General features: G+C 71.5%; 23 protein-coding genes. 6 read left to right on the top strand and 17 right to left on the bottom strand.

Translation table 11 applies throughout. The features are described 5' to 3' along the window. From GVN67_RS04220 to GVN67_RS04190, 7 genes are all read right to left on the bottom strand, one after another. The gene (locus tag GVN67_RS04220) at positions 1–927 is read right to left on the bottom strand and encodes a diguanylate cyclase domain-containing protein (protein ID WP_159993129.1); all 927 of its coding nucleotides are present in this window, start codon (positions 925–927) and stop codon (positions 1–3) included. Continuing rightward, on the bottom strand, positions 924–3758 hold the full coding sequence (locus GVN67_RS04215) for a response regulator (protein WP_159993127.1): 2835 nt from the start codon (positions 3756–3758) through the stop codon (positions 924–926). The genes GVN67_RS04220 and GVN67_RS04215 overlap by 4 nt, the downstream gene beginning before the upstream one ends. Next, positions 3755–4126: a hypothetical protein gene (locus tag GVN67_RS04210; protein WP_159993125.1), complete on the bottom strand. Its 372-nt coding sequence runs from the start codon at positions 4124–4126 to the stop codon at positions 3755–3757. The genes GVN67_RS04215 and GVN67_RS04210 overlap by 4 nt, the downstream gene beginning before the upstream one ends. Positions 4127–4375: 249 nt before the next feature. Next, complete coding sequence (locus GVN67_RS04205; RefSeq protein ID WP_159993123.1) at positions 4376–5149, bottom strand: ABC transporter permease; 774 nt, start codon at positions 5147–5149, stop codon at positions 4376–4378. Further along, positions 5146–5961 (bottom strand): ABC transporter permease, encoded by an 816-nt coding sequence (locus GVN67_RS04200; RefSeq protein ID WP_159993121.1) that lies wholly within the window; start codon positions 5959–5961, stop codon positions 5146–5148. The genes GVN67_RS04205 and GVN67_RS04200 overlap by 4 nt, the downstream gene beginning before the upstream one ends. Further along, positions 5958–7004, bottom strand: coding sequence for an ABC transporter substrate-binding protein (locus GVN67_RS04195; protein WP_159993119.1), 1047 nt, complete (start codon positions 7002–7004; stop codon positions 5958–5960). Before GVN67_RS04195 ends, GVN67_RS04200 begins: the two co-directional genes overlap by 4 nt. A 19-nt stretch (positions 7005–7023) precedes the next feature. Continuing rightward, entirely contained in the window at positions 7024–8334 is a 1311-nt protein-coding gene (locus GVN67_RS04190; protein WP_159993117.1) for an LLM class flavin-dependent oxidoreductase, read from the bottom strand. Positions 8335–8689: 355 nt separating this feature from the next. Between GVN67_RS04190 and GVN67_RS04185 the strand changes: the two genes are divergently transcribed. Beyond that, positions 8690–10120 carry a DEAD/DEAH box helicase gene (locus tag GVN67_RS04185; RefSeq protein WP_159993115.1) on the top strand — a complete coding sequence of 477 codons (1431 nt, stop codon included), beginning with the start codon at positions 8690–8692 and terminating at the stop codon, positions 10118–10120. A 113-nt stretch (positions 10121–10233) separates the two neighbouring features. Here the strand turns inward: GVN67_RS04185 and GVN67_RS04180 are convergent, their stop codons facing one another. Continuing rightward, positions 10234–10539 (bottom strand): DNA-binding transcriptional regulator, encoded by a 306-nt coding sequence (locus GVN67_RS04180; protein WP_159993113.1) that lies wholly within the window; start codon positions 10537–10539, stop codon positions 10234–10236. A gap of 235 nt (positions 10540–10774) precedes the next feature. On the opposite strand from GVN67_RS04180, the gene GVN67_RS04175 reads away from it, so the two are divergent. Then, complete coding sequence (locus GVN67_RS04175) at positions 10775–11752, top strand: tripartite tricarboxylate transporter substrate binding protein (RefSeq protein WP_159993111.1); 978 nt, start codon at positions 10775–10777, stop codon at positions 11750–11752. Between the two features lie 47 nt (positions 11753–11799). Here GVN67_RS04175 and GVN67_RS04170 read toward each other — a convergent pair whose 3' ends face one another. Continuing rightward, positions 11800–12708, bottom strand: a complete 909-nt coding sequence (locus GVN67_RS04170) for a LysR family transcriptional regulator (RefSeq protein ID WP_235034943.1) — start codon at positions 12706–12708, stop codon at positions 11800–11802. 97 nt (positions 12709–12805) lie between these two features. Between GVN67_RS04170 and GVN67_RS04165 the strand changes: the two genes are divergently transcribed. Further along, positions 12806–13279: a heme-binding protein gene (locus GVN67_RS04165; RefSeq protein ID WP_159993109.1), complete on the top strand. Its 474-nt coding sequence runs from the start codon at positions 12806–12808 to the stop codon at positions 13277–13279. A gap of 6 nt (positions 13280–13285) precedes the next feature. On the opposite strand, the gene GVN67_RS04160 is transcribed toward GVN67_RS04165, so the two are convergent. Beyond that, positions 13286–14236 (bottom strand): 2-hydroxyacid dehydrogenase, encoded by a 951-nt coding sequence (locus GVN67_RS04160; RefSeq protein WP_159993107.1) that lies wholly within the window; start codon positions 14234–14236, stop codon positions 13286–13288. 162 nt (positions 14237–14398) lie between these two features. Between GVN67_RS04160 and GVN67_RS04155 the strand changes: the two genes are divergently transcribed. Next, a complete protein-coding gene (locus GVN67_RS04155) occupies positions 14399–15286 on the top strand; it encodes a dihydrodipicolinate synthase family protein (protein ID WP_159993105.1) in 888 nt (295 codons plus the stop codon). Here the strand turns inward: GVN67_RS04155 and GVN67_RS04150 are convergent, their stop codons facing one another. The 3 genes from GVN67_RS04150 to GVN67_RS04140 all read right to left on the bottom strand — a co-directional run bounded on the left by GVN67_RS04150 (position 15287) and on the right by GVN67_RS04140 (position 18008). Continuing rightward, on the bottom strand, positions 15287–16255 hold the full coding sequence (locus GVN67_RS04150) for a tripartite tricarboxylate transporter substrate binding protein (RefSeq protein ID WP_235034942.1): 969 nt from the start codon (positions 16253–16255) through the stop codon (positions 15287–15289). 104 nt (positions 16256–16359) lie between these two features. Then, the gene (locus tag GVN67_RS04145) at positions 16360–17292 is read right to left on the bottom strand and encodes a dihydrodipicolinate synthase family protein (protein ID WP_159993101.1); all 933 of its coding nucleotides are present in this window, start codon (positions 17290–17292) and stop codon (positions 16360–16362) included. After that, entirely contained in the window at positions 17289–18008 is a 720-nt protein-coding gene (locus GVN67_RS04140; protein ID WP_235034941.1) for a GntR family transcriptional regulator, read from the bottom strand. The genes GVN67_RS04145 and GVN67_RS04140 overlap by 4 nt, the downstream gene beginning before the upstream one ends. A 124-nt stretch (positions 18009–18132) precedes the next feature. On the opposite strand from GVN67_RS04140, the gene GVN67_RS04135 reads away from it, so the two are divergent. Next, positions 18133–19179, top strand: a complete 1047-nt coding sequence (locus tag GVN67_RS04135) for an Ldh family oxidoreductase (RefSeq protein WP_159993097.1) — start codon at positions 18133–18135, stop codon at positions 19177–19179. Positions 19180–19189: 10 nt separating this feature from the next. Here GVN67_RS04135 and GVN67_RS04130 read toward each other — a convergent pair whose 3' ends face one another. The 3 genes from GVN67_RS04130 to GVN67_RS04120 all read right to left on the bottom strand — a co-directional run bounded on the left by GVN67_RS04130 (position 19190) and on the right by GVN67_RS04120 (position 20683). After that, positions 19190–19753 carry a YqhA family protein gene (locus GVN67_RS04130; protein ID WP_159993095.1) on the bottom strand — a complete coding sequence of 188 codons (564 nt, stop codon included), beginning with the start codon at positions 19751–19753 and terminating at the stop codon, positions 19190–19192. An 88-nt stretch (positions 19754–19841) separates the two neighbouring features. Then, a complete protein-coding gene (locus GVN67_RS04125) occupies positions 19842–20165 on the bottom strand; it encodes a flagellar biosynthesis regulator FlaF (protein ID WP_159993093.1) in 324 nt (107 codons plus the stop codon). A 194-nt stretch (positions 20166–20359) separates the two neighbouring features. Beyond that, a complete protein-coding gene (locus GVN67_RS04120) occupies positions 20360–20683 on the bottom strand; it encodes a flagellar biosynthesis regulator FlaF (protein ID WP_159993091.1) in 324 nt (107 codons plus the stop codon). Between the two features lie 202 nt (positions 20684–20885). Between GVN67_RS04120 and GVN67_RS04115 the strand changes: the two genes are divergently transcribed. Next, a complete protein-coding gene (locus tag GVN67_RS04115; protein ID WP_159993089.1) occupies positions 20886–22454 on the top strand; it encodes an ABC transporter substrate-binding protein in 1569 nt (522 codons plus the stop codon). Positions 22455–22491: 37 nt separating this feature from the next. Here GVN67_RS04115 and GVN67_RS04110 read toward each other — a convergent pair whose 3' ends face one another. After that, the gene (locus GVN67_RS04110) at positions 22492–24090 is read right to left on the bottom strand and encodes an ABC transporter substrate-binding protein (protein WP_159993087.1); all 1599 of its coding nucleotides are present in this window, start codon (positions 24088–24090) and stop codon (positions 22492–22494) included. Positions 24091–24209: the final 119 nt, after the last annotated feature.

The raw sequence follows: 24209 nt of genomic DNA, 5'->3' as shown, positions 1-24209 counted from the left end.
CTACAGATCCGCCAGGGCCATGGCGTCGTAGAAGCGGCCGACCACGTTGTTGCGGCCGGCGGCCTTGGCGGCATAGAGCTGCCGGTCGGCGGCGACGATCCAGCGCTGCGGCTCGACCTCGGCGCGGCAGGCGGCGGTGGCCACGCCCGCCGTCACCGTCACATACGGCGCGACGTCGGAGGCCGAATGCGGGATGCCCAGCGCCTGGATCCGGGTCAGGATCGACTGCGCCATCTCCATCGCATCTTCATGCCCAAGGCCCGGCAGGATGCAGGCGAACTCCTCGCCGCCATAGCGCGCCGCCAGGTGGCTGCTGCGATGCATGGCGCGGTTCAGCGCCGAGGCCACCATGGTCAGGCAGCGATCGCCCTCGGCATGGCCATAGAGGTCGTTGAAGCGCTTGAAGAAGTCGACATCGAGGATGATGATCGACAGCATCTCGCCGCGCGCCGCCAGCCGCGCCGCCTCCTGCGCCAGCCGCGTCTCCAGGCAGCGGCGGTTGCCCAGGCCCGTCAGCGCGTCGGTGACGGCGAGCTCCGCCAGCTCGTCGCGCATCCGCTTCATGTCGAGGTGGTTGCGCACGCGGGCGCGCAGGATGACGGGGGCCACCGGCTTGGTGACATAGTCGATGGCGCCGAGCTCGAGGCCCTTCACCTCGGCCTCCTGGTCGCCGAGCGCGGTGGTGAAGATCACCGGCACGTCGGACAGCACCGCATCGGCCTTGAGCTGGCGGCAGACCTCGTAGCCGTCGAGGCCGGGCATCAGCACGTCGAGCAGGATCAGGTCGGGCAGCTCGGCGCGGGCGATCTGCAGCGCCTCCTCGCCGGAGGTCGCGAAGCAGACCTCGTGATCGTCCTCCAGGATGGCGCTGATGATCTCGATGTTCGAGACCTCGTCATCGACGATCAGGATGTTCGGACGCCTCAAGCGGTCTTCTCCTTGACCAGCGCCAGCTTCTCCGCCAGCGCGGTGAGAGCCAGGGTCGCCGCCGCATAGTCGAGCCCGCCGAGCGCGTCGCGCAGCGGCCCGATCTCGGCGCCGCCCTGCCCCTGCAGCGCGGCCTCCAGCGCCTCGAAGACGCGGCGGGCGCGCAGGCTCCGCCGCGCCAGCAGGTCCTCCAGCTCGCCGGCCAGGGCGGCCGCGGCCGCGCGGTCGAAGCTGGCGGCGGCGGCCGGCGCAGCGACCGCCGCCATGCCGAGCGAGGCGGCCGCCGCCAGCGCCGGCTGCAGCGCCGCGTCGAGCGCCACCAGCAGCGCTTCCGGCGGCGTCTCGCCGGTGGTCAGCACCAGCTCGACCTCGCCGGCGCGCATCGCCACCTCGGCGAGGCCGAGCGAGCCGGCGACACCCTTCAGCGTATGCGCCAGGATCCGCGCCTCGGCGTATTTCCTGTCCGCCGCCTGCTGCCGCAGCTGCGGGATGGCGTCGGGGAACTTCCGCCCGAAATCGCCGATCAGCTTGTGCAGCAGGGCCGACTTGCCGTTGACGCGGGCCAGCGCCGAGGCCAGGTCGAAGGGCGGCAGGCTGTCGGGCAGCACCACCGGCGCGCGGACCGCGGCGACCGTGCCGGCGCCACCGGGGCCGGCCACCAGCGGCAGGCGGATCCAGCGGTCCAGCGTGCGCATCAGCGCCGAAGGGTCGACCGGCTTGGCGACATGGTCGTTCATGCCGGCTTCCAGGCAGCGCTGCCGCTCGGCGGCATAGGCATGCGCGGTCATGGCGATGATCGGCAGGCTGGATCCGGGCCGCGCGGCGCGGATCTCCTGGGTGGCGGCGACGCCGTCGAGCTCGGGCATCTGCACGTCCATCAGCACGGCGTCGAAGACCTCGCCGGCCTGCAGCAGGCGGTTGACGGCGATGCGGCCGTTCTCGGCGGTCTCCACCACCAGCCCGCCATCGCCCAGGATGGCGACGGCCAGCTCCATGTTGATCTCGTTGTCCTCGACCAGCAGCACGCGGGCGCCGCGGCGGGACGGCGCCACCATCGGCGGGCCGGCGATGGCCTCGCCCTTCGGCCCGGGCAGCGAATCCGGGGTCTGGCCGCCGAACTGCCGCTGCAGCGCCTCGAGCAGCGAGGAGGCGGTGACCGGCTTGGCCAGGAAGCCGGCGATGCCGACCGCCTCGGCCTCGCCCATGGCGCGGTCCTGGCCATAGGCGGAGATCATGAAGACCGCCGGCCACTGCGCCTCGGGCAGCATGGCGCGCATCGCCCGCATCGCCTCGATGCCGTCCATGCCGGGCATCTTCCAGTCGAGCAGCATCAGGTCGTAGGGGTGGCCCTCGGCGACCGCGGCCTGCAGGGCGGAGATGCCCTCGCGCGCCGAGGCGACCAGGTCGGCGCCGACCAGCCAGGACTGGAAATAGCCGTGCAGGATCTCGCGCGAGGCCTGGTTGTCGTCGACGATCAGCACGCGCAGGCGGCGCAGCGCCTCCGGGTTCAGCCCGCGCGGCGCGTCGCGCGCCTCGGCCTCGGCCAGCAGCAGGGTGAAGGTGAAGGTGCTGCCGGCGCCCTGCACGCTCTCCACCGCGATCGAGCCCTGCATCAGCTCGACCAGCTGGCGGCTGATGGCGAGGCCGAGGCCGGTGCCGCCGAAGCGCCGCGTCGTCGAGCTGTCGGCCTGGGAGAAGCTTTCGAACAGCCGCGCCTGCTGCTCGGCCGACATGCCGATGCCGCTGTCGCGCACGATGCCCTCGATCACCAGCCGGCTGCCCTGCCGCTCGCGCAGCCGCAGCTGCAGCGCGACCTCGCCGACGCTGGTGAACTTCACCGCGTTGCTGACCAGGTTCAGCATCACCTGGCTGAGCCGCAGCTCGTCGCCCATCAGCCGCGCCGGCAGCCCGGCATCGACATCCCAGCGCAGCGCCAGCCCCTTCTCCTGGGCGCGCACCATGGCGATGCCCATGGTGCGCTCGACCAGCTCGCGCGGGTCGAAGGGGGCGCTCTCCAGCGCCAGCTTGCCGGCCTCGATCTTGGAGAAGTCGAGGATGTCGTTCAGCAGGTTCAGCAGCGTGGCCGAGGCGGCGCGGATCTTCGAGACATAGTCGTGCTGCCGCTCGGTCAGGCCGGTGCGCAGCATCAGGTGGCTGAAGCCGAGGATGGCGTTCATCGGCGTGCGGATCTCGTGGCTCATATTGGCCAGGAACAGGCTTTTCGCCGCATTGGCCTGCTCGGCCTCGCGGGTGCGCTGCTCGACGCGGATCTCCAGGTTCTCGTTCTGCTGGGTGATCTCGCGCTGCATTGCCTCGATGCGGCCGAAGGCGCCGGCGACCATCTCGCTCAGCCAGACCAGCACCGCGGTCTGGAAGGCGACGATGCCGGCATGCAGCAGCACGCGGCCGAAATCGGCGCCCTGGGCGAAGACGGCGGAGGGCATGACGTAGTTCAGCACCAGGTGGTGCGCGGCGATGGCGAAGGCGGCGACCAGGATGGCGCGGGCATCGCACCAGGCCATCATCAGGGCGAGGGCGGCGAAGAAGTACATGTGCATGTCCATCTGCCAGCCGACCCCGGCCAGCAGCCAGACCAGCAGCGCCGGCTCGCCCATCAGGGCGACGGCGGAGACATAGCGGGTGGCGGGCGCGATGCCGTGCTTGCGCCAGGCTAGATGCGTCGTCGCCGCCAGCACCACCGCCACCATCATCGGCGGCAGCACCGGGCGGCCCAGGATCTCGGCCACCAGCCAGATCAGCGGCACATGCAGCCACAGCATCGGCACCAGCAGCCGGGCGAAGCCGGCGCGCAGACGGTCGAGCTCGGTCATCCGGAAAATCCCGCCAGGCAGCCGCGCGGCCCGGGCGCGTCCAGCACCAGCCAGGCGCCGGCGGTGTAGAGGGCGGCGGCCAGGTCGGTGTCCTCGCCCTCGCCGCGGCGGACGATCAGCACATTGCCGAAGCGGCCGGCATCGACCAGCCGGGCGCCGGCGGCGATGGCGATGGCCGCCATCCGGGGCGCGTCCCACCAGGGCGCGCCGATGACGGCCATGGTGGCGGCGGGACGCGGTGCGACGATGCCGAGCGCGGCGGTGCCGACGAGGCTGGCCACCAGCAGCAGCGCCGCCGGACGCAGGCTGCGCCAATGCGCGGCCCGCCCGCCCGCCTGTTCGCCCCCGGAAGGGAGACGCTCAACCATCATCGCCGGCCTGTCCCGTCGCCCCCGCAGGGGCGCGCACTTTTGTGTGAAGACTACCGACCTAGCATGAAAATGCGCCGGAAGGAATTGTCTTGCACAGCGTGTTGCTTCGCTTTCATCTGGCTGGACAGTCAATTGTTAATGGCGAAAAACGATGTCTCGCGCTGCAAAATCGCGGTGCCGGCCCCGGCCTTCGTCCGGCCGCGTGATCCCGCCTTCCGGACCGTCGCGGCGCAGGCGGTCACGCCCTTAGCCGCGCCGGCGCAGCAACGCTTCCGCCGCCAGCGCCGTCAGCGCCACCAGGAAGCAGAGCGCGGCGATGGCGGCGATGGTCGGGTCGAAGTCGCCGCGCAGGTTGGACCACATCTGCACCGGCACGGTGCGCAGGGTGGCCGAGCCGTTGAACAGCGAGACCATCAGCTCGTCGAAGGACAGCACCATGGCGAACAGCAGGCTGGAGGCGACGGCCGGCGCCAGCAGCGGCAGGGTGACGCGGCGGAAGGTCATCCAGGGCGGCGCGCCCAGCCCGGCGGCGGCGCGTTCCAGCGCCGGGTCCATGACCCGCAGCGCCGCGCCGACGGTGGCCACGACATAGGGCACCGTCAGCACGACATGGCCGATCACCAGCCCGGCCAGGGTGCCGTTCCATCCCAGCAGGCGGAACGCCAGGAACAGGCCGGCGGCGGTGATGACGCCCGGCACCACCAGCGGCGACAGCAGGAAGGCTGCGAGAAACGCGGCGCCGCGGATTTTCCCGCGCACCAGGGCGAGGGCCGCGGCGGTGCCCAGCGCCGTCGCGATCAGCGCGGCCGGCAGCAAGACCTGCAGGCTGACCGCCAGCGAGTCGAGCCAGGCCGGGTCGGCGACGAGGTTCCGGTACCATTGCAGCGACAGGCCGGGCGGCGGAAATCGCAGGAAGGCGCCCGAGCTGAAGGAAATCACCAGCACCACCAGCAGCGGCGCCAGCAGATAGAGGCCGACCAAAGCGCAGACGGCGCCGCGCAGCCAGCGCCAGGCGGTCATGGCGTGACGCTCCGCGCCGCCGTGGCGCGCCAGGCGATACCGAGCAGCAGGAAGACCGCCGCCAGCAACAGCAGCGACAGCGCGCCGGCCAGGCCCCAGTTGCCGAATTGCGCGACCTGGTCCTGGATCAGCTGCGCCACCATGGTCTGGCGCGGCCCGCCGAGCAGCGCCGGCGTCACGAAATAGCCCAGCATCGAGATGAAGACGAGCGCGCCCCCGGTCATCACCCCGGGCAGGCAGAGCGGCATGTAGACGCGCCAGAAGGCCTGGGCTGGCGCGGCGCCCAGGCTGATGGCGGCGCGCATGTAGCCGGGCTCGATCCGCCGCATCACCGCGTAGAGCGGCAGGATGACGAAGGGCAGCAGCAGCTGGATGGCGCCGATCATCAGCCCGGCCAGGTTGTGCAGCAGCGGCAGCGGCGCTTCGGTGATGCCGAGGTTGAGCAGCAGCGCGTTCACCGGCCCGCGCCGCTGCAGCAGGATGATGGTGGCGAAGCTGCGCACCAGCAGGCTGGTCCAGAAGGGCAGCAGCACCAGGAACAGCAGCAGCCGCCGGACCCGCGCGCTGCCATGCGCCATGGCATGGGCGACGGGGAAGCCCAATAGAAGGGCAATCGGCGTGGCCACCGCGCTGATCAGCAGCGTGTTGCCCAGCACCTGCAGATAGACCGGCCTTTCCCAAAGCGTGGAAAAGCTGCCCGGCTCGGTGAAGGCGCGCGACAGCAGCATCCCGACGGGCAGGGCAAACGCGACAAAGAGCGCCAGCAGGGCAGGGGCCAGCAGCAGCCAGGGGCCGAGGCGTCGTGTCGTCACTTCAGCTTCCAGGCGGTCCAGCGTTCGAGGGCGGCGCGCTGGTGGTCGCGCCAGTATTCGGCATTCACCACGAAGCCCTGCCGCGCATTCTCCGGCGCGGTGCAGAGCCAGGGCGCGATGGCCGGGTCGATCGCGGAAAAAGCCGCCGGGTTGGTCGGCGAATAGGCGATTATATTGGCGAGCTTCGCCTGGTTCTCGGCCCGCGTCATGGTGTCGATCAGCCGCATCGCCGCCGCTTTCTGCTTGGCGCCGCGCGGCACCACCAGATAGTCGACCGACTGGATGTTCTGCGCCCAGCTGACGGCGATCGGCGCGCCCTTCTTCGCTGCGTCATAGGCGCGGCCGTTGAGGATCAGGCCGAGCCCCACCTCCTCGTCGACGAAAAGCTGCTGCGCCTGGCTGTTGGTCGACCAGAAGATGGTCTGGGCGCGGATGGTGTCGAGCTTGCGCAGCGCGCGGTCGATGTCGAGCGGATAGAGCGCCTCGGGCGCTACGCCATCGGCCAGCAGCGCCACCTCGAAATTGGCCACCGCATTGTCCAGCAGGCAGCGCTTGCCGGGGAAGCGCTGCAGGTCGAACAGATCCGCCCATGTCTTCGGCGCCTTCGCCCCGGGGAAGGTCTGGGTGTTGAAGGCCAGGTTGTAGGACCAGACGATGCAGCCGACGCCGAACGCGTGGACGAACTTCGGGTCGATGCGGCTGGTGTCGACGACCGATTTGTCGATCGGCTCGAACAGATTGTCCTTGGCGCCGGCATAGAGGAAATCGAGGGTGATGTCGGCGACATCCCAATCCGGCGCGCCGCCCTCGATCATGGTGCGGAAGCGCGCGGCGTTCATCGGCCCGTCCTGCACCACCCGCGCCCCGGTCTCGGCGGCGAAGGGGTCGCAATAGGCGCGGCGCTGCGCCTCCTGATAGGCGCCGCCCCAGCTGGCGAAGACCAGGGTGGTGCCGCGCAGGCTGGCCGGCTGCGCCAGGGCGCCGGTCGCCATCGGCAGGCCGGCGGCGGCGGCGAGCAGCCGGCGGCGGGAGGTCTTGGTCATGGCGCTCTCCTCTTCGGGCTCAGCCGCGCAGCGTGTCGCGCAGCGTGGTGCCCGGATAGCGGGTGCGGAACAGCCCGCGCCGCTGCAGCTCGGGCACCACCGAGCGGCAGAACTGCTCGAACATGCCGGGAAACATGGTGGGCGCCAGCACGAAGCCGTCGCAGGCGCCGCTGGTGAAGATCGCCTCCAGCCGGTCGGCGACCTGGGTGGCGGTGCCGACGATCTCGCGGCCGGTGTTGCGGCGCTGGGCGGCCTGGCGCAGCGTCAGGCCTTCCGCCTTCATCGTCTGCTCCAGCACGTCGCGGGTGCCCTGCATGCCCTGGTTGCCCTGCAGCGCCTCCAGGCTGCCGCCTTCCTGCAGCTTCGTCAGGTCGGCGCCGAGGCTGGAGGAGGAGGCGGCCAGGTTCAGCTCGGGATCGATCAGGCCGTTGAGATAGTCGGCGCGCTCGCGGGCGATGCTCTCGGTCTCGCCGAGGACCACGGAAATGCCGGGCAGGATGGCGCAGTCGCCCGGCGCCCGGCCGCGCGCGGCCATGCGGCCATGCAGGTTGTCGCGGAAGGCGCGCATGTCGGCGGGGTCGCGCTGGGTGGTGAAGACCAGCTCGGCCCAGCGGGCGGCGAAGTCGCGGCCGCGGTCGCTGCTGCCGGCCTGCATGATCACCGGCCGCCCCTGCGGGCTGCGCGGGATCGACAGCGGCCCGCGCGTCTTCACCCATTTCCCCGCATAATGCGCGTAGCGGACCTTGGACGGGTCGGCCAGCACCCCGGCCGCCTTGTCCAGCACCATGGCGTCGGGGTCCCAGCCTTCCCACAGCGCGCAGCAGGCCTCCAGCACCTCGTCGGCGCGGTCGTAGCGCTCCTCCCGCGGGGGGAGGGACTCGAGGCCGGCATTCTGCGCCTCGAGGTCGGTGGCCGAGGTCACCACGTTCCAGGCGACGCGGCCGCCGCTCATGGCGTCGAGCGAGCCGAGCCAGCGCGCCAGGTGATAGGCGGTGTGGAAGCTGGTCGACAGCGTGGCGCCGAGCCCGATATGCCGCGTCGCCGCCGCCATCACCGGCAGCACCACGGTGGGGTCGAGGAAGCTGATCTGGCCGCCGCGGCGCAGATAGGCATCGAAGCTGCCGCCATGCAGGTCGTAGAGGCCGAAGAGATCGGCGAAGAAGCAGGCGTCGAAGCAGGCCTGCTCCAGCAGCACGGCGATCTGCTGGTAGCGCTGCGGCGACAGGATGTCGTCCAGCGTCGATTCCGGGTGGCGCCAGCCGCCGACATGCAGCGCAGTCGGCCCGGTCTTCAGATAGGCCACCAGCCGCATCTGCCGTCCTGTCGCCATCCCGCTCGCCCCCCTGTTGCCGGACGGTGACAGCTATAGAACAGGGGGGCCAGCCAGGGCCATGGGGCGGTCCCGACACTGTTGCGGTCGCAGAAGCTTTGACCAGCCGCCCCGCTTGGCTGTAAGGAAGCGCCGGCAGCGCTCCGCGCGCGCTGCGTGCCCCCGGGACCGAACCCCCGGCGGCCCCATGGCATAAGGTCCCCCGGCGCGGCGGGACCCCAGGGAAGCGCGTCCTCTACAACCTTCGAGCCCAGCGGCCTCGGCATTCACCTGCCCGGGCCGCCATCGTCCCTGGCCGGCCCCTGGCGCGGCTTCCCCTACGGCGCTCCGCGCGCCAGTCCGGAATTTTTCTCGTATGACCGATTTCACGGGCTTCGGCCTGGCCGAGCCCATCCAGCGTGCCCTGACCGAGGAAGGCTATGCGACGCCGACCCCGATCCAGGCCGCCGCCCTGCCGCATCTGATGCAGGGGCGCGACCTGGTCGGGCTGGCGCAGACCGGCACCGGCAAGACCGCCGCCTTCGCCCTGCCGATCATGCACCGGCTGATGCAGGACAAGAAGCCGGCGCCGCGCCTCGGCGCCCGGGTCCTGGTGCTGGCGCCGACGCGCGAGCTCGCGACGCAGATCGGCGACAGCTTCACCAGCTATGGCCGCCACCTGAAGCTGTCGAAGACGGTGATCTTCGGCGGCGTCGGCCAGGGCCGCCAGGCGGACGCGCTGCGCGCCGGCGTCGACGTGCTGGTCGCCGCCCCCGGCCGCCTGCTCGACCTTTGCAACCAGGGGCTGTGCGACCTGTCCAAGGTCGAGGTGCTGGTGCTGGACGAGGCCGACCGCATGCTCGACATGGGCTTCGTGCGCGACATCCGCCGCATCGTCGCCATGCTGCCGCAGCAGCGCCAGACCATCATGTTCTCGGCCACCATGCCGGCGACCGTGGCCCAGCTGGCCGGCTCGCTGCTGCACAACCCCGAGCGGGTCGAGGTGGCGCCGCCCAGCACCACCGTGCAGCGCATCCGCCAGACGGTGATGTTCGTCGAGGCGGCGGCGAAGAAGCAGGTGCTGCTGCACCTGGTCGGCCAGCCCAGCGTGGGCCAGGCCATCGTCTTCACCCTGATGAAGCACGAGGCCAACAAGGTCGCCGACTCGCTGAACGAGGCCGGCGTGGTCGCCGCCGCGATCCACGGCAATAAATCGCAGGCGCGGCGCGAGGCGGCGCTGAACGGCTTCCGCTCCGGCGAGGTCAAGGTGCTGGTGGCCACCGACATCGCCGCGCGCGGCATCGATGTCGACGAAGTGACCCATGTCTTCAACTTCGACCTGCCGAACGAGCCGGCCAGCTATGTCCACCGCATCGGCCGCACCGCGCGGGCCGGGCGCGACGGCTGGGCCATCTCGCTGTGCGACGAGGATCAGCGCGCCTGGCTGCGCGACATCGAGAAGGAGATCGGCAAGCCGATCACCGTCTTCAGCAGCCATCCCTGGCATTCCGAGGCGGCGGAGAACTCGACCAAGCCGGCGCCGAAGCTGGGCGGCGGCGGCCATCGTGGCGGGCCGCGCCCGCCGCATGGCGGTGGCGGCCAGCGCCAGGGCCAGTCGGCCAAGCCCGCGCATGGCGGCGGCAATGGCCAGGGCCGTGGCGATCGCGCGCCGCAGCGCGCCGGGGGTGGCGGTGGCTATGCCGGGGCCGGGGCCGCGCCGGGCCGCAACCGCGATGCGCGGCGTGGCCCGCCGCCGGGCGGCGGTGCCGGCCGTGGCGGCGCCCGCCCGCCGTCGCGCGGCCGCTGAGCGGCCATTGACCTGAGGGCGCGGGGGGCACCGGTCAGCCGCCCGCGCCAAGGCCTGCTGTCTTCTTCTGGCTGAGGACAGCAGGCTCTACGTCGCAGGCGTCGCGGGATGCCTCAGCCCGCGGGCTCGCGGGCGATGGCGCGCAGATAAGCCAGCGCCTGGCCGTCAGGACCGAGCTCCGCCGCCTCCCAGCGCTGCAGCAGGCGCCGCGGAATGCGGTAGCGATCGGCGAAGCCATCCTGGGTCAGGCCCAGGCGGCGGCGCAGCCGGCTGATCATCGCGGCGGTGAAGCGGGCCTGCCGCAGCACGACGCTGCCACCCGAGGCGCCGCCACCCGAGGCGCCATCAGTCGCAGGCCGAGGCACGGCCGTCCCGGGCTCGCGCCCGACCCGGCTGTTCTGGTCAGGCAGCTTTGTCACGCTGGACATCATCGCTGTTCCCGCCTCCGTTCGGCGCTGCACATCGGATATATTCTGCAGCGCCGCAAGCGGCATGCAGCACACAGAACTGCGATGACCGATCCCACCGGATGGTTGTGCGGCATCCCCCGCCGGCACGCCCTGGTTGATTTCGCTTTTGGGTTGTTCCGGATCGGCAGCGATGGAAGACTTCCTCGCAAGATGCAGCAAGCATCGGGGGAGGAAGCGCATGTCTATGATCCAACGTCGTGCCCTGCTGGGCGCCGCGGCCGCCGCGCCGCTGCTGCCGGCCGCCGCCGGCGCGCAGGACAGCTGGCCGAACGGGCCGGTCCGGCTGGTCTGCCCCTTCGCCGCCGGCGGGCCCACCGACGTCATGGCGCGGCTGCTGGCGGACGCGCTGTCGGCCGAGCTGAACCAGCGCTTCATGGTGGAGAACCGCACCGGATCCGGCGTCGTCGTCGGCACCGAGGCGGTGGCCAAGGCGCCGAAGGATGGCAGCACCTTCCTCTACAGCACGGTGGCGCATTCGGTGCTGCGGCCGCTTTTCGCCACGCTGCCCTTCGACCCGGTGCGCGACTTCCAGCCGGTGGCGCTGGTCGGCGTCATCCCGATGCTGCTGATGGTCAACAAGGAAGTCCCGGCCGAGAACCTGCGCGAGCTGGTGCAGATGTTCCAGCGCGACCCGGGCAAGTATAATTACGGCAGCTCCGGCAATGGCGGCGCCGTGCATCTGGCGACCGAGCTGTTCCTGCACCAGGCCGGCGGGCTGAAGGTCAACCACGTGCCCTATCGCGGCTCGGCGCCGGCCATGCCGGACCTGCTGAACGGCAACCTGGTGATGATGCTCAACGTCGCCTCCGACGGGGTCGCCAGCGTGCAGCGCGGCGCCACGCGGGGGCTGGCGATCAGCTCGGCGAAGCGCATGCCGCAACTGCCCGATGTGCCGACCTTCAACGAATCAGGCCTGCCGGGCTACGAGGCCTATACCTGGCACATGCTGTTCGCGCCGGCCGGCACGCCGGCGCCGATCGTGCGCCGGCTGAACCAGGCGGCCAACAAGGTGATGGGCGACGAGCGCATGCGCCGCCGCGTCGACGAGATGACCATGGAGCCGCGCAGCGACACGACGCCCGACAGCGCGGCGCAATGGCTGGCGGCCGAGATGGCGAAATGGGAGCCGCTGGTGCGGGCGGCGAACATCACCTCGAACTAGCGCGCGATCGCCGGAGCCGCCATCGTCGACAGGCGTGAATCGCCCGCTCAGACCAGCGGGAGCGCTTTCCGCTCGGGTGTGTCGGCGATCTGGCGGATCAGCAGCCGCGCCGCCGGCGAGCGTTCGTGGCGGCGGAAGGCGGCGGCGATCTCGGAAGCGATCGCCGCGCCCCCCAGCGGGCGGAAGCGGATGCCGGGCAGGCGCACCACCGCCACCAGCACGCTCGGCACCACCGCCAGCCCCTGGCCGAGCGACACCGCCGTCAGCACTTCCATCAGGCTGCCGGGACGGCCCAGGATGCGCGGGGTGAAGCGGCCGCGGCGGCCGATGGTCTCGGTGCCCAGCGCCTGCTCGGGCAGCAGGAAGCCCTCGGCGGCCAGCGCCCGCGCGGCGATGGGCCCGTCGCCGGCGGCCAGCGGATGCGCCTCCGGCAGGGCGATGCAAAAGACGTCGCGCAGCAGGACGTGGCTGCGCAGCCCGGGCGGCAGCGCCAGCGGCGGGCGCAGGAAGGCGATGTCGAGCCGGCCTTCGTCGATCAGCCGCGGCAGGGCCTCCATCGGATGCTCGCGGCAGTTCAGCGCCACGGCCGGGTGGCGGGCGCGGAAGCGCGCCACCTGGTCCTGCAGCACGCCCGCATAGGCGGCCGAGCCGACATAGCCGAGCTCGATGCGGCCGAGCTCGCCCCGCCCGGCGCGGCGGCCGACGCTCTCGGCGCGCTCGAATTGTTCCAGCGTGGCCTGGGCTTCGGCGCGAAAAGCCTCGCCGGCGGGGGTGAGGCGCACGCTCCGCTGCGCGCGGATGAACAGCTCGGCGGCGAGGAAGGTTTCCAGCTCGCGGATCTGCACCGACAGCGTCGGCGGCGCGATGCCCAGCCCGGCGGCCGCGCGGGTGAAATGCAGCGCCTCGGCGAGCGCGAGGAAATAGCGGAGATGGCGCAGCTCGATGCCGGGCTTCATGAGGTCCTGCCTAATTGTTTCAACGCATCCCGGCAATGGACCGTTGCGGCCGCGCTCCCCAGCTTTGGGGCGACCAACCCCTGCCGGAGTTCTCCCCATGATGAAGCGTCTCGCCCTCGGCGCCGCCCTGGCGCTCGCCACCACCGCCTCCTTCGCCGCCGACCTGCCGCAGAAACCCTATTTGACGCTGGAGGCCGCGCGCGGCATCGCCGCCGCCGCCGAGGCCAAGGCGCGCGCCGAGGGCTGGCCCGCGGTGATCGCCATCACCGACGATGCCGGGCTGCCGCTGCTGCTGCTGCGCATGGACCAGGCGATGGTGCCGGCCGGCGTCGAGCTGGCCCCGGGCAAGGCGCGCACCGCGGCCCTGTTCCGCCGCCCGACCGGCGCGCTGGAGGATGCCATCAACAGCAATCGCCCGGCCGTCATCACCGCGCGCGGCTTCACGCCGATGCGCGGCGGGCTGCCGATCACGGTGGGCGGGCATGTGGTGGGCGGCATCGGCGTCTCGGCCGACACGCCGCAGCATGACGAGGCCATCGCCCAGGCCGGCCTCGCCGCCGCGCCGAAGTAACCGGCGCTACGGCGCCGGCACTTCCGACAGCAGCTGCTGGCCGGCGAAATAGGCAAAAATATTGTCGGCCATCAGCTGCTGCTGGGCGTGCTGCGCGGTCACCGCCAGCGCCGCGATATGCGGCGTCAGCACGACGTTCGGGAATTCCGTGAGGCGCGCGGGGATCTTCGGCTCGTGCTCGAAGACATCCAGCGCGGCGCCGGCAATTTTCTGCCCGTCCAGCGCCGCGATCAGCGCGGCTTCATCGACCACGCTACCCCGAGAAATGTTGACCAGCACGCCTTCCGGGCCGAGCGCCTCCAGCACTGTGGTGCTGACGGCATGCTCGGTCTGGGCGCTGGCGCGGACAGCGACCATCAGCACATCCGACCATGCCGCCAGGCCCTGCAGGCTGTCGATATAGGTGTAGGGCAGGTCGGCGCGCGGGCGGCGGTTGTGATAGGCGACCTCCATGCCGAAGGCCCGCGCCCGCGTCGCGATCTCGACGCCGATGGCGCCCAATCCAAAAATGCCGATGCGGCGGCCGAGCAGCCCGCGCGCCAGCGGCAGCCGCTCGATCGCCTTGTTCTGCCAGTGGCCGGCGCGCAGCCAGGCATCGCCGCGCAGGATGTCGCGCGTCGCCGCCAGCGCCAGGCCCATGGCGAATTCGGCGACGGCGGCGGCGTTCGCATCCGCCGCATTGGTCACCTTGATGCCGCGCGCGGCGGCAGCGACCCGGTCGACGCTCTCATAGCCGGTGCCGTAGCAGCAGATCAGCCCGAGCTGCGGCAGCGCCTCGATCAGCGCGGCGCTGGTCTTGATGCCGCCAAGCGTGATCAGCACGCGGGCGTCGCGGCCCTCGGGCGGGACGGCCTCCGGCACCGGCGCCGAGAGCGGCGGCAGGACGGTGACATGGGGTTCCAGCATGGTCAGCAGGCGGGCGGGGACCGGCATGGCGGTCAGGATCACTGGCTTCATCGGGCAGGTCTCGGCGCTGGGAATTCGCTGCAATGCAGCATGCCGAGGCCCGCGCCTCAAGCCTGCCGGGGTTGCGCTAGACTGGACCAGATTTCTATCGCGAATCCGCAAAACATGCTATGCCACTTCCGACCCGCCATTCCCGACCGGAAGATCATCGCCATGCTGCTCCAGGGCCTGTCCGCCTTCCCCATCACCCCGGCCGACCCCGAGGGGCGCGTCGACCAGGCCGGGCTCGGCCGGCTGCTGGCGCGGCTGGTGGCGGCGCGCGTCGATTCCATCGGGCTGCTGGGCAGCACCGGCTCCTACCCCTATCTGTCGCGGGCCGAGCGGCGCGGCGCGATCGAGCAGGCGGTGGCCATGGCCGAGGGCATCCCGGTGCTGGCCGGCATCGGCGCGCTGCGCACCGACGAGGCGGTGGCGCTGGCCCGCGACGCCTTCGCCGCCGGCGCCCAGGCCGGGCTGCTGGCGCCGGTCTCCTACACGCCGCTGCTGGACGACGAGGTCTTCGCGCATTTCGAGGCGGTGGCGGCGGCGAGCGAGCTGCCGCTGGTGATCTACGACAATCCCGGCACCACGCATTTCAGCTTCAGCCCGGCGCTGGTGGCGCGGCTGGCCGCGCTGCCGCAGGTGGTGGCGGTGAAGGGGCTGGCGCCGGCGGCCGATGCGGTGGCGGCCCATCTGGCGACGCTGAAATCCGGCGTGCCGGAGGACTTCTCGGTCGGCGTCAGCGGCGACTGGCACGCGGCTGAGGCGCTGCTGGCCGGCGCCGCCGCCTGGTACAGCGTCGCTGGCGGCCTCTTCCCCGAGGCCTGCCTGGCGATCACCCGCGCCGCCAAGGAAGGCCGCGCGGCCGAGGCGCGGCAGGCCGATGACCGGCTGCAGCCGCTCTGGGCGGTGTTCCGCCGCCACACCAGCCTGCGCTGCGTCTATGCGGCGGCGGCGCTTTTGGGCATCACCGACCGCGCCCCGCCGCGCCCCATCCTGCCGTTGCAAGACGAGGCGCGGAAAGAAGTCGCGGCGGCGCTGCAGGCCGCCGGGCTTTCGTAGCTACTGCTTCTGGATGCCGGCCTGGGTGACGACGGCCTGCCATTTGGCGACCTCGTCACGCACGAAGGTCTGGGCGGTCTCCGGGGTGGTGCCGACCGGCGTGGCGCCGAGCGAGACCAGCCGCTCGCGCATCGCCGGCACCTGCAGCTGGGCATTGGCGTCGGTCGAGATCTTCGTGGCGATGGCCGGCGGCAGGCGGGCCGGGCCGATGATGGCGCCCCAGGTCGCCGCCTCGAAGCCGGGCAGGCCGGATTCGGCGATGGTCGGCAGGTTCGGCAGCACCGCGGAGCGCTCGGCGCTGGTGATGGCGATGGCCTTCAGCTTGCCGCCCTGCACATGGCCGAGCACGGCGGGCAGGGTGTCGAACATGACGTCGACGCGGCGCGCCATCAGGTCGGGATGGGCGGCGGTGCTGCCGCGATAGGGCACCTGGGTCATCTGCCCGCCGGCGCGATGCGCGAACATCTCGGCCGCCAGATGCACGGCGCCGCCGGTGCCGGCGAAGGTGATCTCGCCGGGCTTGGCCTTCACCATGGCCATCAGCTCGGACACCGTGTTGGCCGGGAAATCGGCGGCGGCCACCAGCACCAGCGGCACCGAATAGATCAGGCTGAGGACCGAAAAATCCTTCAGCGTGTCGAAGGGCGTCGTGTAGAGCGCGGCGTTCACCGCGTGGTTGACCGAGACGAAGGCCAGGTTCAGCCCGTCGGGGGCGGATTTCGCCACCACGTCGGTGCCGATGATGCCATTGGCGCCGGTGCGGTTCTCCACCACCACCGACTGGCCCCAGAGCGGGGTCAGCCGCTCGCCCAGCAGCCGCGCCGCGATGTCGGAGGCGCCGCCGGGGGAATAGGGCACGATGATGCGGACCGAGGCGCTGGGCCAGGGCGCCTGGGTCTGGGCTTGGGCGCGGGCGGAGGACAGGGCAGCCAGCGCCAGGGGCGCGGCGAGCGCCGCGCGGCGTGTCATTCTTTCCATCGTTTTCTTCCCGTGATTCTTCGTTCTTGGGCGGGCACGGCACGGCACGGCGGAACGCGCCGGGCGGCCATCGGCCGCCCGGCAAACCGGCAAAACTATTCGGCGGCGAGGGGGCGGATCAGGCCCCATTCGGTCAGGCGGCGGCGCAGCTCGGCCTCGGCCTTCGGCGTCAGCGGCCAGGCCGAGGGCGGCCGGGTCGGGCCGCAATCATCGCCCAGCATCTGCAGCGCCGCCTTGACGACGGAGACATTGGTGCCGTTGCGCTCCTCGGCGCGCAGCGCCTCGAAGGCGGACATGGTCTCGATCAGCTGCGCGGCGCGGGGATAGTCGCCGGCCTCCAGCGCGGTGTGGATGGCGACGCTGTGCTCGGGCCAGACATTGATCAGGCCGGAGGTGTAGCCGCGGGCGCCGACGGCATAGAAAGGCGGCGCCCAGGTCTCGGCCAGGCCACCGATCCAGGCGATGCCGCTGCCGCGGGTGGCGCGGATGATTTCGCCCAGCCGCAGCGGCGTCGGCGCCGCCCACTTCACGCCCACGACGCCAGGGATCTGGCAGAGGGCGATGATATTGTCATTGCCGATGCCGTCGTCGCGAAGATACAGCACGACCGGCAAGCCCTGGCCCGCCTCCGCGATGCGCTGGACGTATGACAAAATGCCGCGCGGGCTGACGAAGGGGTCGGGGGGCTGGTGCACCATCAGCGCGCTGGCGCCGGCGGCGCGCGAGGCGCGGGCGAGGGCCACGGCGTCGTTGATGCTGCGGCCGACGCCGGCCAGCAGCGGCACGCGCCCGGCCACCTGCTCGGCGGCGGCGTGGACGGCGGCCTCGGCCTCGGCCGTGGTCATGCCGTAGAACTCGCTGGTGTTGCCATTGGCCACCAGCACATGCACGCCGGCCTTCACCGCGCGGTCGATCACCGGCTTCAGCTTCGGCAGGGCCAGCGATTCATCGGCGTTGAAGGGGGTGACCAGGATGCCGGAAATGCCGCCCAGGGCCTTTCGCAGCGTCGGCGAGATCTCGGTGGTCATGGCGTCGTTTCCTTCGGGTTGATGGGATCGCTGGTGCCGTCGGCGCGGATGATGCCGCTGGCCACCAGGGATCGTTCGACATGGGCGCGCATCCGCGCCTCCGCCTGCTTCGGCGCGCCGCGGCGGATGGCGGCGACGATGCCGGCATGCTCGCGGAACGCCACCGCCGGCTCGCGCGGCGAGCTGCGCAGCGCGCGCAGCCGGCCGAAATGGTCATAGGCGCGGATCGCCTCCAGCGAGCGCACCACCAGGCTGTTGCCGGCGATGGCGTTGACCAGGTCGTGGAAGCGCTCATTGGCCTCGGCCAAGGCGACGATGTCGCCGGCCGCCGTCGCCGGCGCCATTTCGTTCAATTGCCGGCGCAGGGCCGCGATATCGGCGGGCGTCGCGCGGCGGGCGGCCAGCGCCGCGGCGGCGCCCTCGAGGGCGATGCGCACCAGCCCCATCTCGGCCAGGCGCTCGGGGCCGAATTCGGCGACCAGCGTGCCGCGGCGCGGGCTGGTGATGACCATGCCCTCGGCCTCCAGCCGGCGCAGCGCCTCGCGCACCGGCTGGGCGGAAATGCCCAGCGACAGCGCCAGCGAGCGTTCCGAGACGCGGCCGCCGCCGGGCAGCGAGCCGTCGACGATGGCGTCGCGCAGCCGCCGATAGGCCCGCTCGGCCAAAGAGAGGATTTCCTCGGAGGCGAAGGCGGCGACGGCATGGGCGCTGGACATGGCATCCGCCATAGCAGTTTGCGACACCTATCTGCAATAGCAGATGGCAGCAGTGGTGGCATGGACAGGTCCCCGCTTCGGGCCGATGAATGCGGTCAAGGTCTGGAAAAAAGGGGTCCGCGCCATGGAGCACCTGCCGTTGATCGCCGCGCCGCTGCTGCGCCGGCAGATCGTCGCCGTCTTCACCCAATGGGGCATGGCCCTGCCGGCCGCCGAGGAGGCCGCCGAGGTCATGGTCGACACCGACCTGCGCGGCGTCGATTCGCATGGCATCGGCATGCTGCCGCACTACCAGCGCTTCTTCGCCAGCGGCGAGCTCGACCCCCGCGCGGTGCCCAGCATCCGGCAGGAGCGGCCGTCCACCGCGCTGGTCGATGCGCATCACAGCATCGGCCACACCGCGGCGCTGCTGGCGATGCGGCTGGCCATCGCCAAGGCGAAGGACACCGGCGTCGGCGTGGTCGGCGTCTGCGGCTCCAACCACTATGGCGCGGCGGGCTACTACGCGCAGATGGCGGCCTATGAAGGGCTGATCGGCCTGTCGCTGACCAATGCCTTCACCCCCTTCCTGGTGCCGGTCTTCGGCCGGCAGCCGCAGCTGGGCACCAATCCGATCGCCTTCTCGGCGCCGGGGCAGCGGCATCCGCCGGTCTCGCTCGACATGGCGACGACGACGGTGGCTTACGGCAAGGTCTCGATCGCGCGGCGCGCCGGCAAGCGGCTGCCGGAAGGCTGGGCGCTGACCACCGAGGGCACACCCGAGCAGGATTCGGCCATCGCCGCCGAGACCAAGCTGCTGGCGCCGCTGGGCGGCACGCGGACGCTGGGCGGCCACAAGGGCTACGGCCTGGCGCTGATGGTGGAAATTCTCTGCGCCACGCTGACCGGCGCCTCGGCCGAGGACCGCATCACCGGCCACTTCTTCCTGGTGATCGACCCGGGGGCGTTCCGCGACGCCGGCGATTTCCGCGCCGAGCTCGACGGGCTGACCGACCGGATGCGCGCCACCACCCCGGCGGATGCGGCGCAGAAGGTGCTGGTGCCGGGCGACCCGGAATATGCCGCCTTCGCCGAGCGCAGCGTCTCCGGCATCCCGATGACGCCGACGCTGATCGAGGAGGTGCGGGAAGTGTGCCGCGACTCCGGCGCGCCCTTCCTGCTGCTGCCCTGAGCCGGGCGCCCTATTCCTTTTCCTGGCGGTCTTCTTTCGACGCCGGGTCGTGCACTTCCTTGCGGTCGCCATGCGCGGCGGCCGCCTTGCCGGCGCCGAGCCGCTCCAGCAGGCCGAGCGTCAGGGCGCCGGCCAGGAAGGTGCCGTGGATGACCAGGGCCCACATCGTCTCCCGGTCGTCATAGCCGCCGGGGCGCAGGAACATCTGCAGCAGCTGGATGGAGGAGATGGCGACGATGCTGGTGGCCAGCTTCAGCTTCAGGTCGCCGGTGTCGAGCCCGCCCACCCAATGCATCCGCTCGGCGGCCGCATCCTCCTTCAGCCGCGAGACCAGGCTGTCATAGGAGGAGATGGCGACCATCGCGACCATCGAGGCGACCAGCGCGGAATCCGCCAGGTGCAGCAGCTCGAGCAGGTCGTCATTCTCGGCCATGGTGAACAGCCGGCTGGCGAATTCCCAGAGCTTGGTGACGAAGCGCAGCGCGTAGAGGCCGAGGGCGACCACCAGGCCCAGGAAGAAGACCGTCAGGATATGGCGGCTGGCCAGCATGGCCTTGTCGATGAGGGTGAGCATGTCCGGGGTCCCGCGCTGAGCCCTGCTGGGGGCGAGACGGCAATGCTCGGGCGGGGCCTTTGGTTCCATGGCGCCCGCCGGAATGGTCTCAGTGGCGGGTGGCGAGGCCGGCCAGGACACGCTGATTGATGGCCACCAGCAGGTCGAGGTTGGGCTGGGCGCGGCCCTGCTCGCGCAGCACGGCGACACCCAGCGCCGCCAGGCCCTGGCGCATCGGCAAGGCGAGCGCGCTGTCGGCGCGGGCCACCGCCTGCAGGATCGCCTGCCAGAGCTTGTCGTTCATCCGCAGGGCCTGGGCCCGGGCGGCCTCGCCGCCGCGATGCGCCGCCGTCAGCAGGCCCAGCACCTTCTCGAAGGCAGCGGCCTCCTTGGCGCGGACGGCGATGGCGGCGGGGGCGAGGGAGAGGGTCATGGCGGCGTCCTGCGTTTCGGGTTCGGCGCCACGTTCGGCGTGGGCTCACTATTGCGGGAGCTTCCTTTCGCGGTGGTAAACGTGGTGCCTCCACGCAGTTCTTATCGGTTTTCTGTCAGGGCCGGGCTGCGGGCATGAAAAAGGCCCCGAGGCGATGCCCCGGGGCCAGGTGCAGGACGGTCGTCGGGAAGAAATCAGTGGCGGGTGGCGAGGCCGGCCAGGACGCGCTGGTTGATGGCGACCAGCAGGTCCAGGTTGGGCTGGGCGCGGCCCTGCTCGCGCAGCACGGCGACACCCAGCGCCGCCAGGCCCTGGCGCATCGGCAGAGCGAGCGCGCTGTCGGCGCGGGCCACCGCCTGCAGGATCGCCTGCCAGAGCTTGTCGTTCATCCGCAGCGCCTGGGCCCGGGCGGCCTCGCCGCCGCGATGCGCCGCCGTCAGCAGGCCCAGCACCTTCTCGAAGGCAGCGGCTTCGTTGGCGCGGGCGGCGGTGGCGGCGGGGGCGAGGGAGAGGGTCATGGCTGCGTCCTGCGGTGGCGTTGGTGGCGCCGTGTTTGGCGTGGGCTCACTATTGCGGGAGCTTCCTTTCACAGTGGTAAACGTGGTGCCTCCACGCATTTTTTATCGGGGCGCCGGCGGCGGCGGCGGCCGCGCTTTGACAAGGGGTGGGCGCAGCGGGATTGATGGCGGCAAGACGTCCGCCTGAAGGAGCCCGCTTGCCATGAGCCTTTCCCGTCGCCTGGTCCTGGCCGCGCCCCTCAGCCTCGCGGCGCCGCGCCTGGCGCGGGCCGCGACGCCGCTGCGCTTCGTGCCGCAGGCGGATCTGGCGGTGCTCGACCCGGTCTGGACCAGCGCCTATGTGACGCGCAACCACGCGCTGATGGTCTTCGACACGCTCTATGGCATGGATGCCGAGTACCGCATCCGGCCGCAGATGGTCGCGGGCGACAGCGTCGAGGCCGATGGGCTGACCTGGCGGCTGACGCTCCGCGAGGGGCTGCGCTTCCATGACGGCGCGCCGGTGCTGGCGCGGGACTGCGTCGCCTCGATCCGGCGTTGGGGCGCGCGGGACGGGCTGGGGCAGTCGCTGCTGGCGGCGACGGCGTCGCTGGAGGCGGCCGACGACCGCAGCATCGTGTTCCGGCTGAAAGAGAAGTTCCCGCTGCTGCGCTACGCTCTCGGAAAACCGGGCTCGCCGGTCTGCGTCATCATGCCGGAGCGGCTGGCGCAGACCGACCCCTTCCAGCAGGTGCGCGAGATGGTCGGCAGCGGCCCCTTCCGCTTCCTGGCCGAGGAACGCCTGGCCGGCGCCCGCGTCGCCTATGCCCGCAACGAAGCCTATCAGCCCCGGCAGGAGCCGCCCAGCTTCACCGCCGGCGGCAAGCGCGCGTCGATCGAGCGCATCGAATGGCAGGTGCTGCCCGATCCGGCGACGGCGGCCTCGGCGCTCAGGGCCGGCGAGGTCGACTGGTGGGAGGCGCCGACCTTCGACCAGCTGCCGCTGCTGGCGCGCGACCGGCAGATCCGCGTGGCGGTGATGGAGCGCACCGGCTTCATCGGCTGCATGCGGCTGAACCACCGGCAGCCGCCCTTCGACAATCCGGCGGTGCGGCGGGCGATCCTGCCGGCGCTGGCGCAATCGGATTTCATGCAGGCCAGCGCCGGCGACGCGCCGGATTCCTGGCATGGCGGCGTCGGCTTCTTCTGCCCCGGCACGCCGATGGCGAGCGATGCCGGCATGGCGGCGCTGACCGGCCCGCGCGACCTGGCCGCGGCGAAGCGGGCGCTGGCGGAGGCCGGCTACACGGGCCAGCGCATCGTCGTGCTGGCGCCGACCGACCTGCCAACCCTGAAGGCGCTGGCCGATGTGGCGGCCGACCTGCTCCAGCGCATCGGCTTCAACGTGGATTACCAGGCGCTGGACTGGGGCTCGACCCTGTCGCGGATCAACCGTCCGGAGCCGGTCGAGCAGGGCGGCTGGAGTGTCTTCTGCACGTTCTGGTCGGGGCTGGACCAGCTGGATCCGGCGGTGAACGCCTCGATCCGGGCGAATGGCCAGGGACGCGGCTGGCCGCAGAGCCCAGCGCTGGAGGCCTTGCGCGACCAGTGGATGCGCAGCGGCGAGGAAGCCGAGCAGAAGACGCTGGCGGCGGAGATGCAGCGGCAGGCTTTCGAAGACCTGCCCTATCTGCCGCTGGGGCAGCTGATGGCGCGCACCGCCTATCGCGGCAGCCGCCTTTCCGACCCGCAGCCCGGCTTTCCGACCTTCTGGGGCATCGAGACGCGGTAGCGGAAGGGGGAGCCCAACGAGGCTCCCCCCCTTGACGTCAAGCCTCGCGGCGGGCGTTCAGCGGCAGCGACAGGCCGCGGCGCTCGACCTTCAGGTTGCGGCGATAGGCGCTGTCGACGAAGTACTGGCCGAGCGGGAAGTAAGGCACCTCCTCGAAGAACTTCGCCTGGATCTTGCGGCAGATTTCCTTCTGCGCGTCGACGGTCGGCGCCTCGAACCAGGCGTCGCGCAGGCCCTCGATCTCGCTGCTGCTGGGCCAGCCGAACCAGGCATCCTGGCCGTTGGTGCGCAGCAGCGGATGGCCGCCCGGATTGGCCAGGTCCTCGCCGCCGAACAGCACCACCACGGCGCTCCAGCCGCCCTGCTCCAGCGGCTCCTTCTTGGCGCGGCGCTGCAGCATGGTGCCCCAGTCGGAGACGGCGTCCTCGGCCGCCAGCCCGACCTTCTTCAGCATGTCGGTGGCGACCGTGGTCAGGGCGCTGTTGTTGATCTGGTCGCCCGGATGCAGCACCACGGTCCTGGCGCCGGCTTTGCCGGTGGCGGCCAGGGCCTTGCGCGCGGCTTCCAGGTTGCGCGGGCTGGTGATGGCCGACATGCCCTCGTCGCTGGCGAAGGTGGTGTCGATCGGGAAGGCGCCCAGCCCGTCCTTCCACAGGCTGCGATCGCTGAAGATCGAGCTCATGAAGTCCGACTGGGTCAGGGCCGGCCAGATGGCGCGGCGCACCGCCGGGTCGTTGAAGGGCGCGGTCAGGTGGTTGGGGCGCAGCATGGCGACGGTGCCATTGGTCTCGACGCGGTCGACCACCACGTCGCGGCGGCGGCCCAGCACGTCGCGCAGGTCGGGCGCGACCCGCTCCCACCAGTCGATCTCGCCGGACTGCAGCGCGGCGCCGGCCGTCGCCGGGTCCATGATGATGCGCCATTCCAGCCGCTCGAAGCCGGCGATCTTCGGCCCGGCGGTGACGCCCGGCGCGCCGACCGGCGTCGGCGAGTAGCGGTCGTACTTCTGGTAGACCACCTGGCTGCCCGACTGCCATTCATTGGCGACGAAGCGGTAGGGGCCGCTGCCCACCACCTCCTTCAGCGGGGTCGTCGCCGGGGTGCTGGCGAAGCGCTCCGGATAGATGAAGCAGGGATAGGAGGAGGACTTGCCCAGCGCGTCGAGCATGGCGCCGAAGGGGCGCTTGAGGCGCAGCACGAAGCGGCGGTCGTCGATGACGCTGATCTCGTCGAGGCGCGCGGCGAGCGTCTGGCCATGGGTGTCGCGGGTCATCCAGCGCTTGATCGAGGCGACGGCGTCGCTGGCGCGGATCTTCTCGCCATCGTGGAAGGTCGGGCCGTCGCGCAGCGTGAAGGTCCAGCGCTTGCCGTCATCCTCGACCACATGGCCCTCGGCCAGCTGCGGCTGCGGGCGGAAGTCGATGTCCAGGCCGTAGAGCGTGTCCCAGCAGAGATGGCCGTGGTTGCGCACCGCGTAGGAGGTGGTGCTCAGCGGGTCCAGCACGGTCACGTCGGCCTGGGGGATGAAGCGCAGCGTGTGCGCCGCGCTGCCCTGGGCGATGGCGGGGGCGGAAGGCAGCAGCGGGGCGGCGGAAAGCGCCGCGGCGCCGGCCAGGAAGGAACGACGGGAGGCCATGGTCTGGGATCCTCATCTGACATGGTCCGGCCCGTTCGGCGGGGCCGGTGGTGGTGGAGGGGGCAGCGCTGCGGAAAGCCCGCAGCCGGCCGTGCTTGGGGGTGACTATGGCACAGGGC

The sequence above is a fragment of the Roseomonas sp. 18066 genome, from assembly GCF_902706185.1.
Classification (GTDB): Bacteria; Pseudomonadota; Alphaproteobacteria; order Acetobacterales; family Acetobacteraceae; genus Pseudoroseomonas.
The sequence above is the reverse complement of the archived record's forward strand: the minus strand, read 5'-3'. Positions and strand labels throughout refer to the sequence as shown.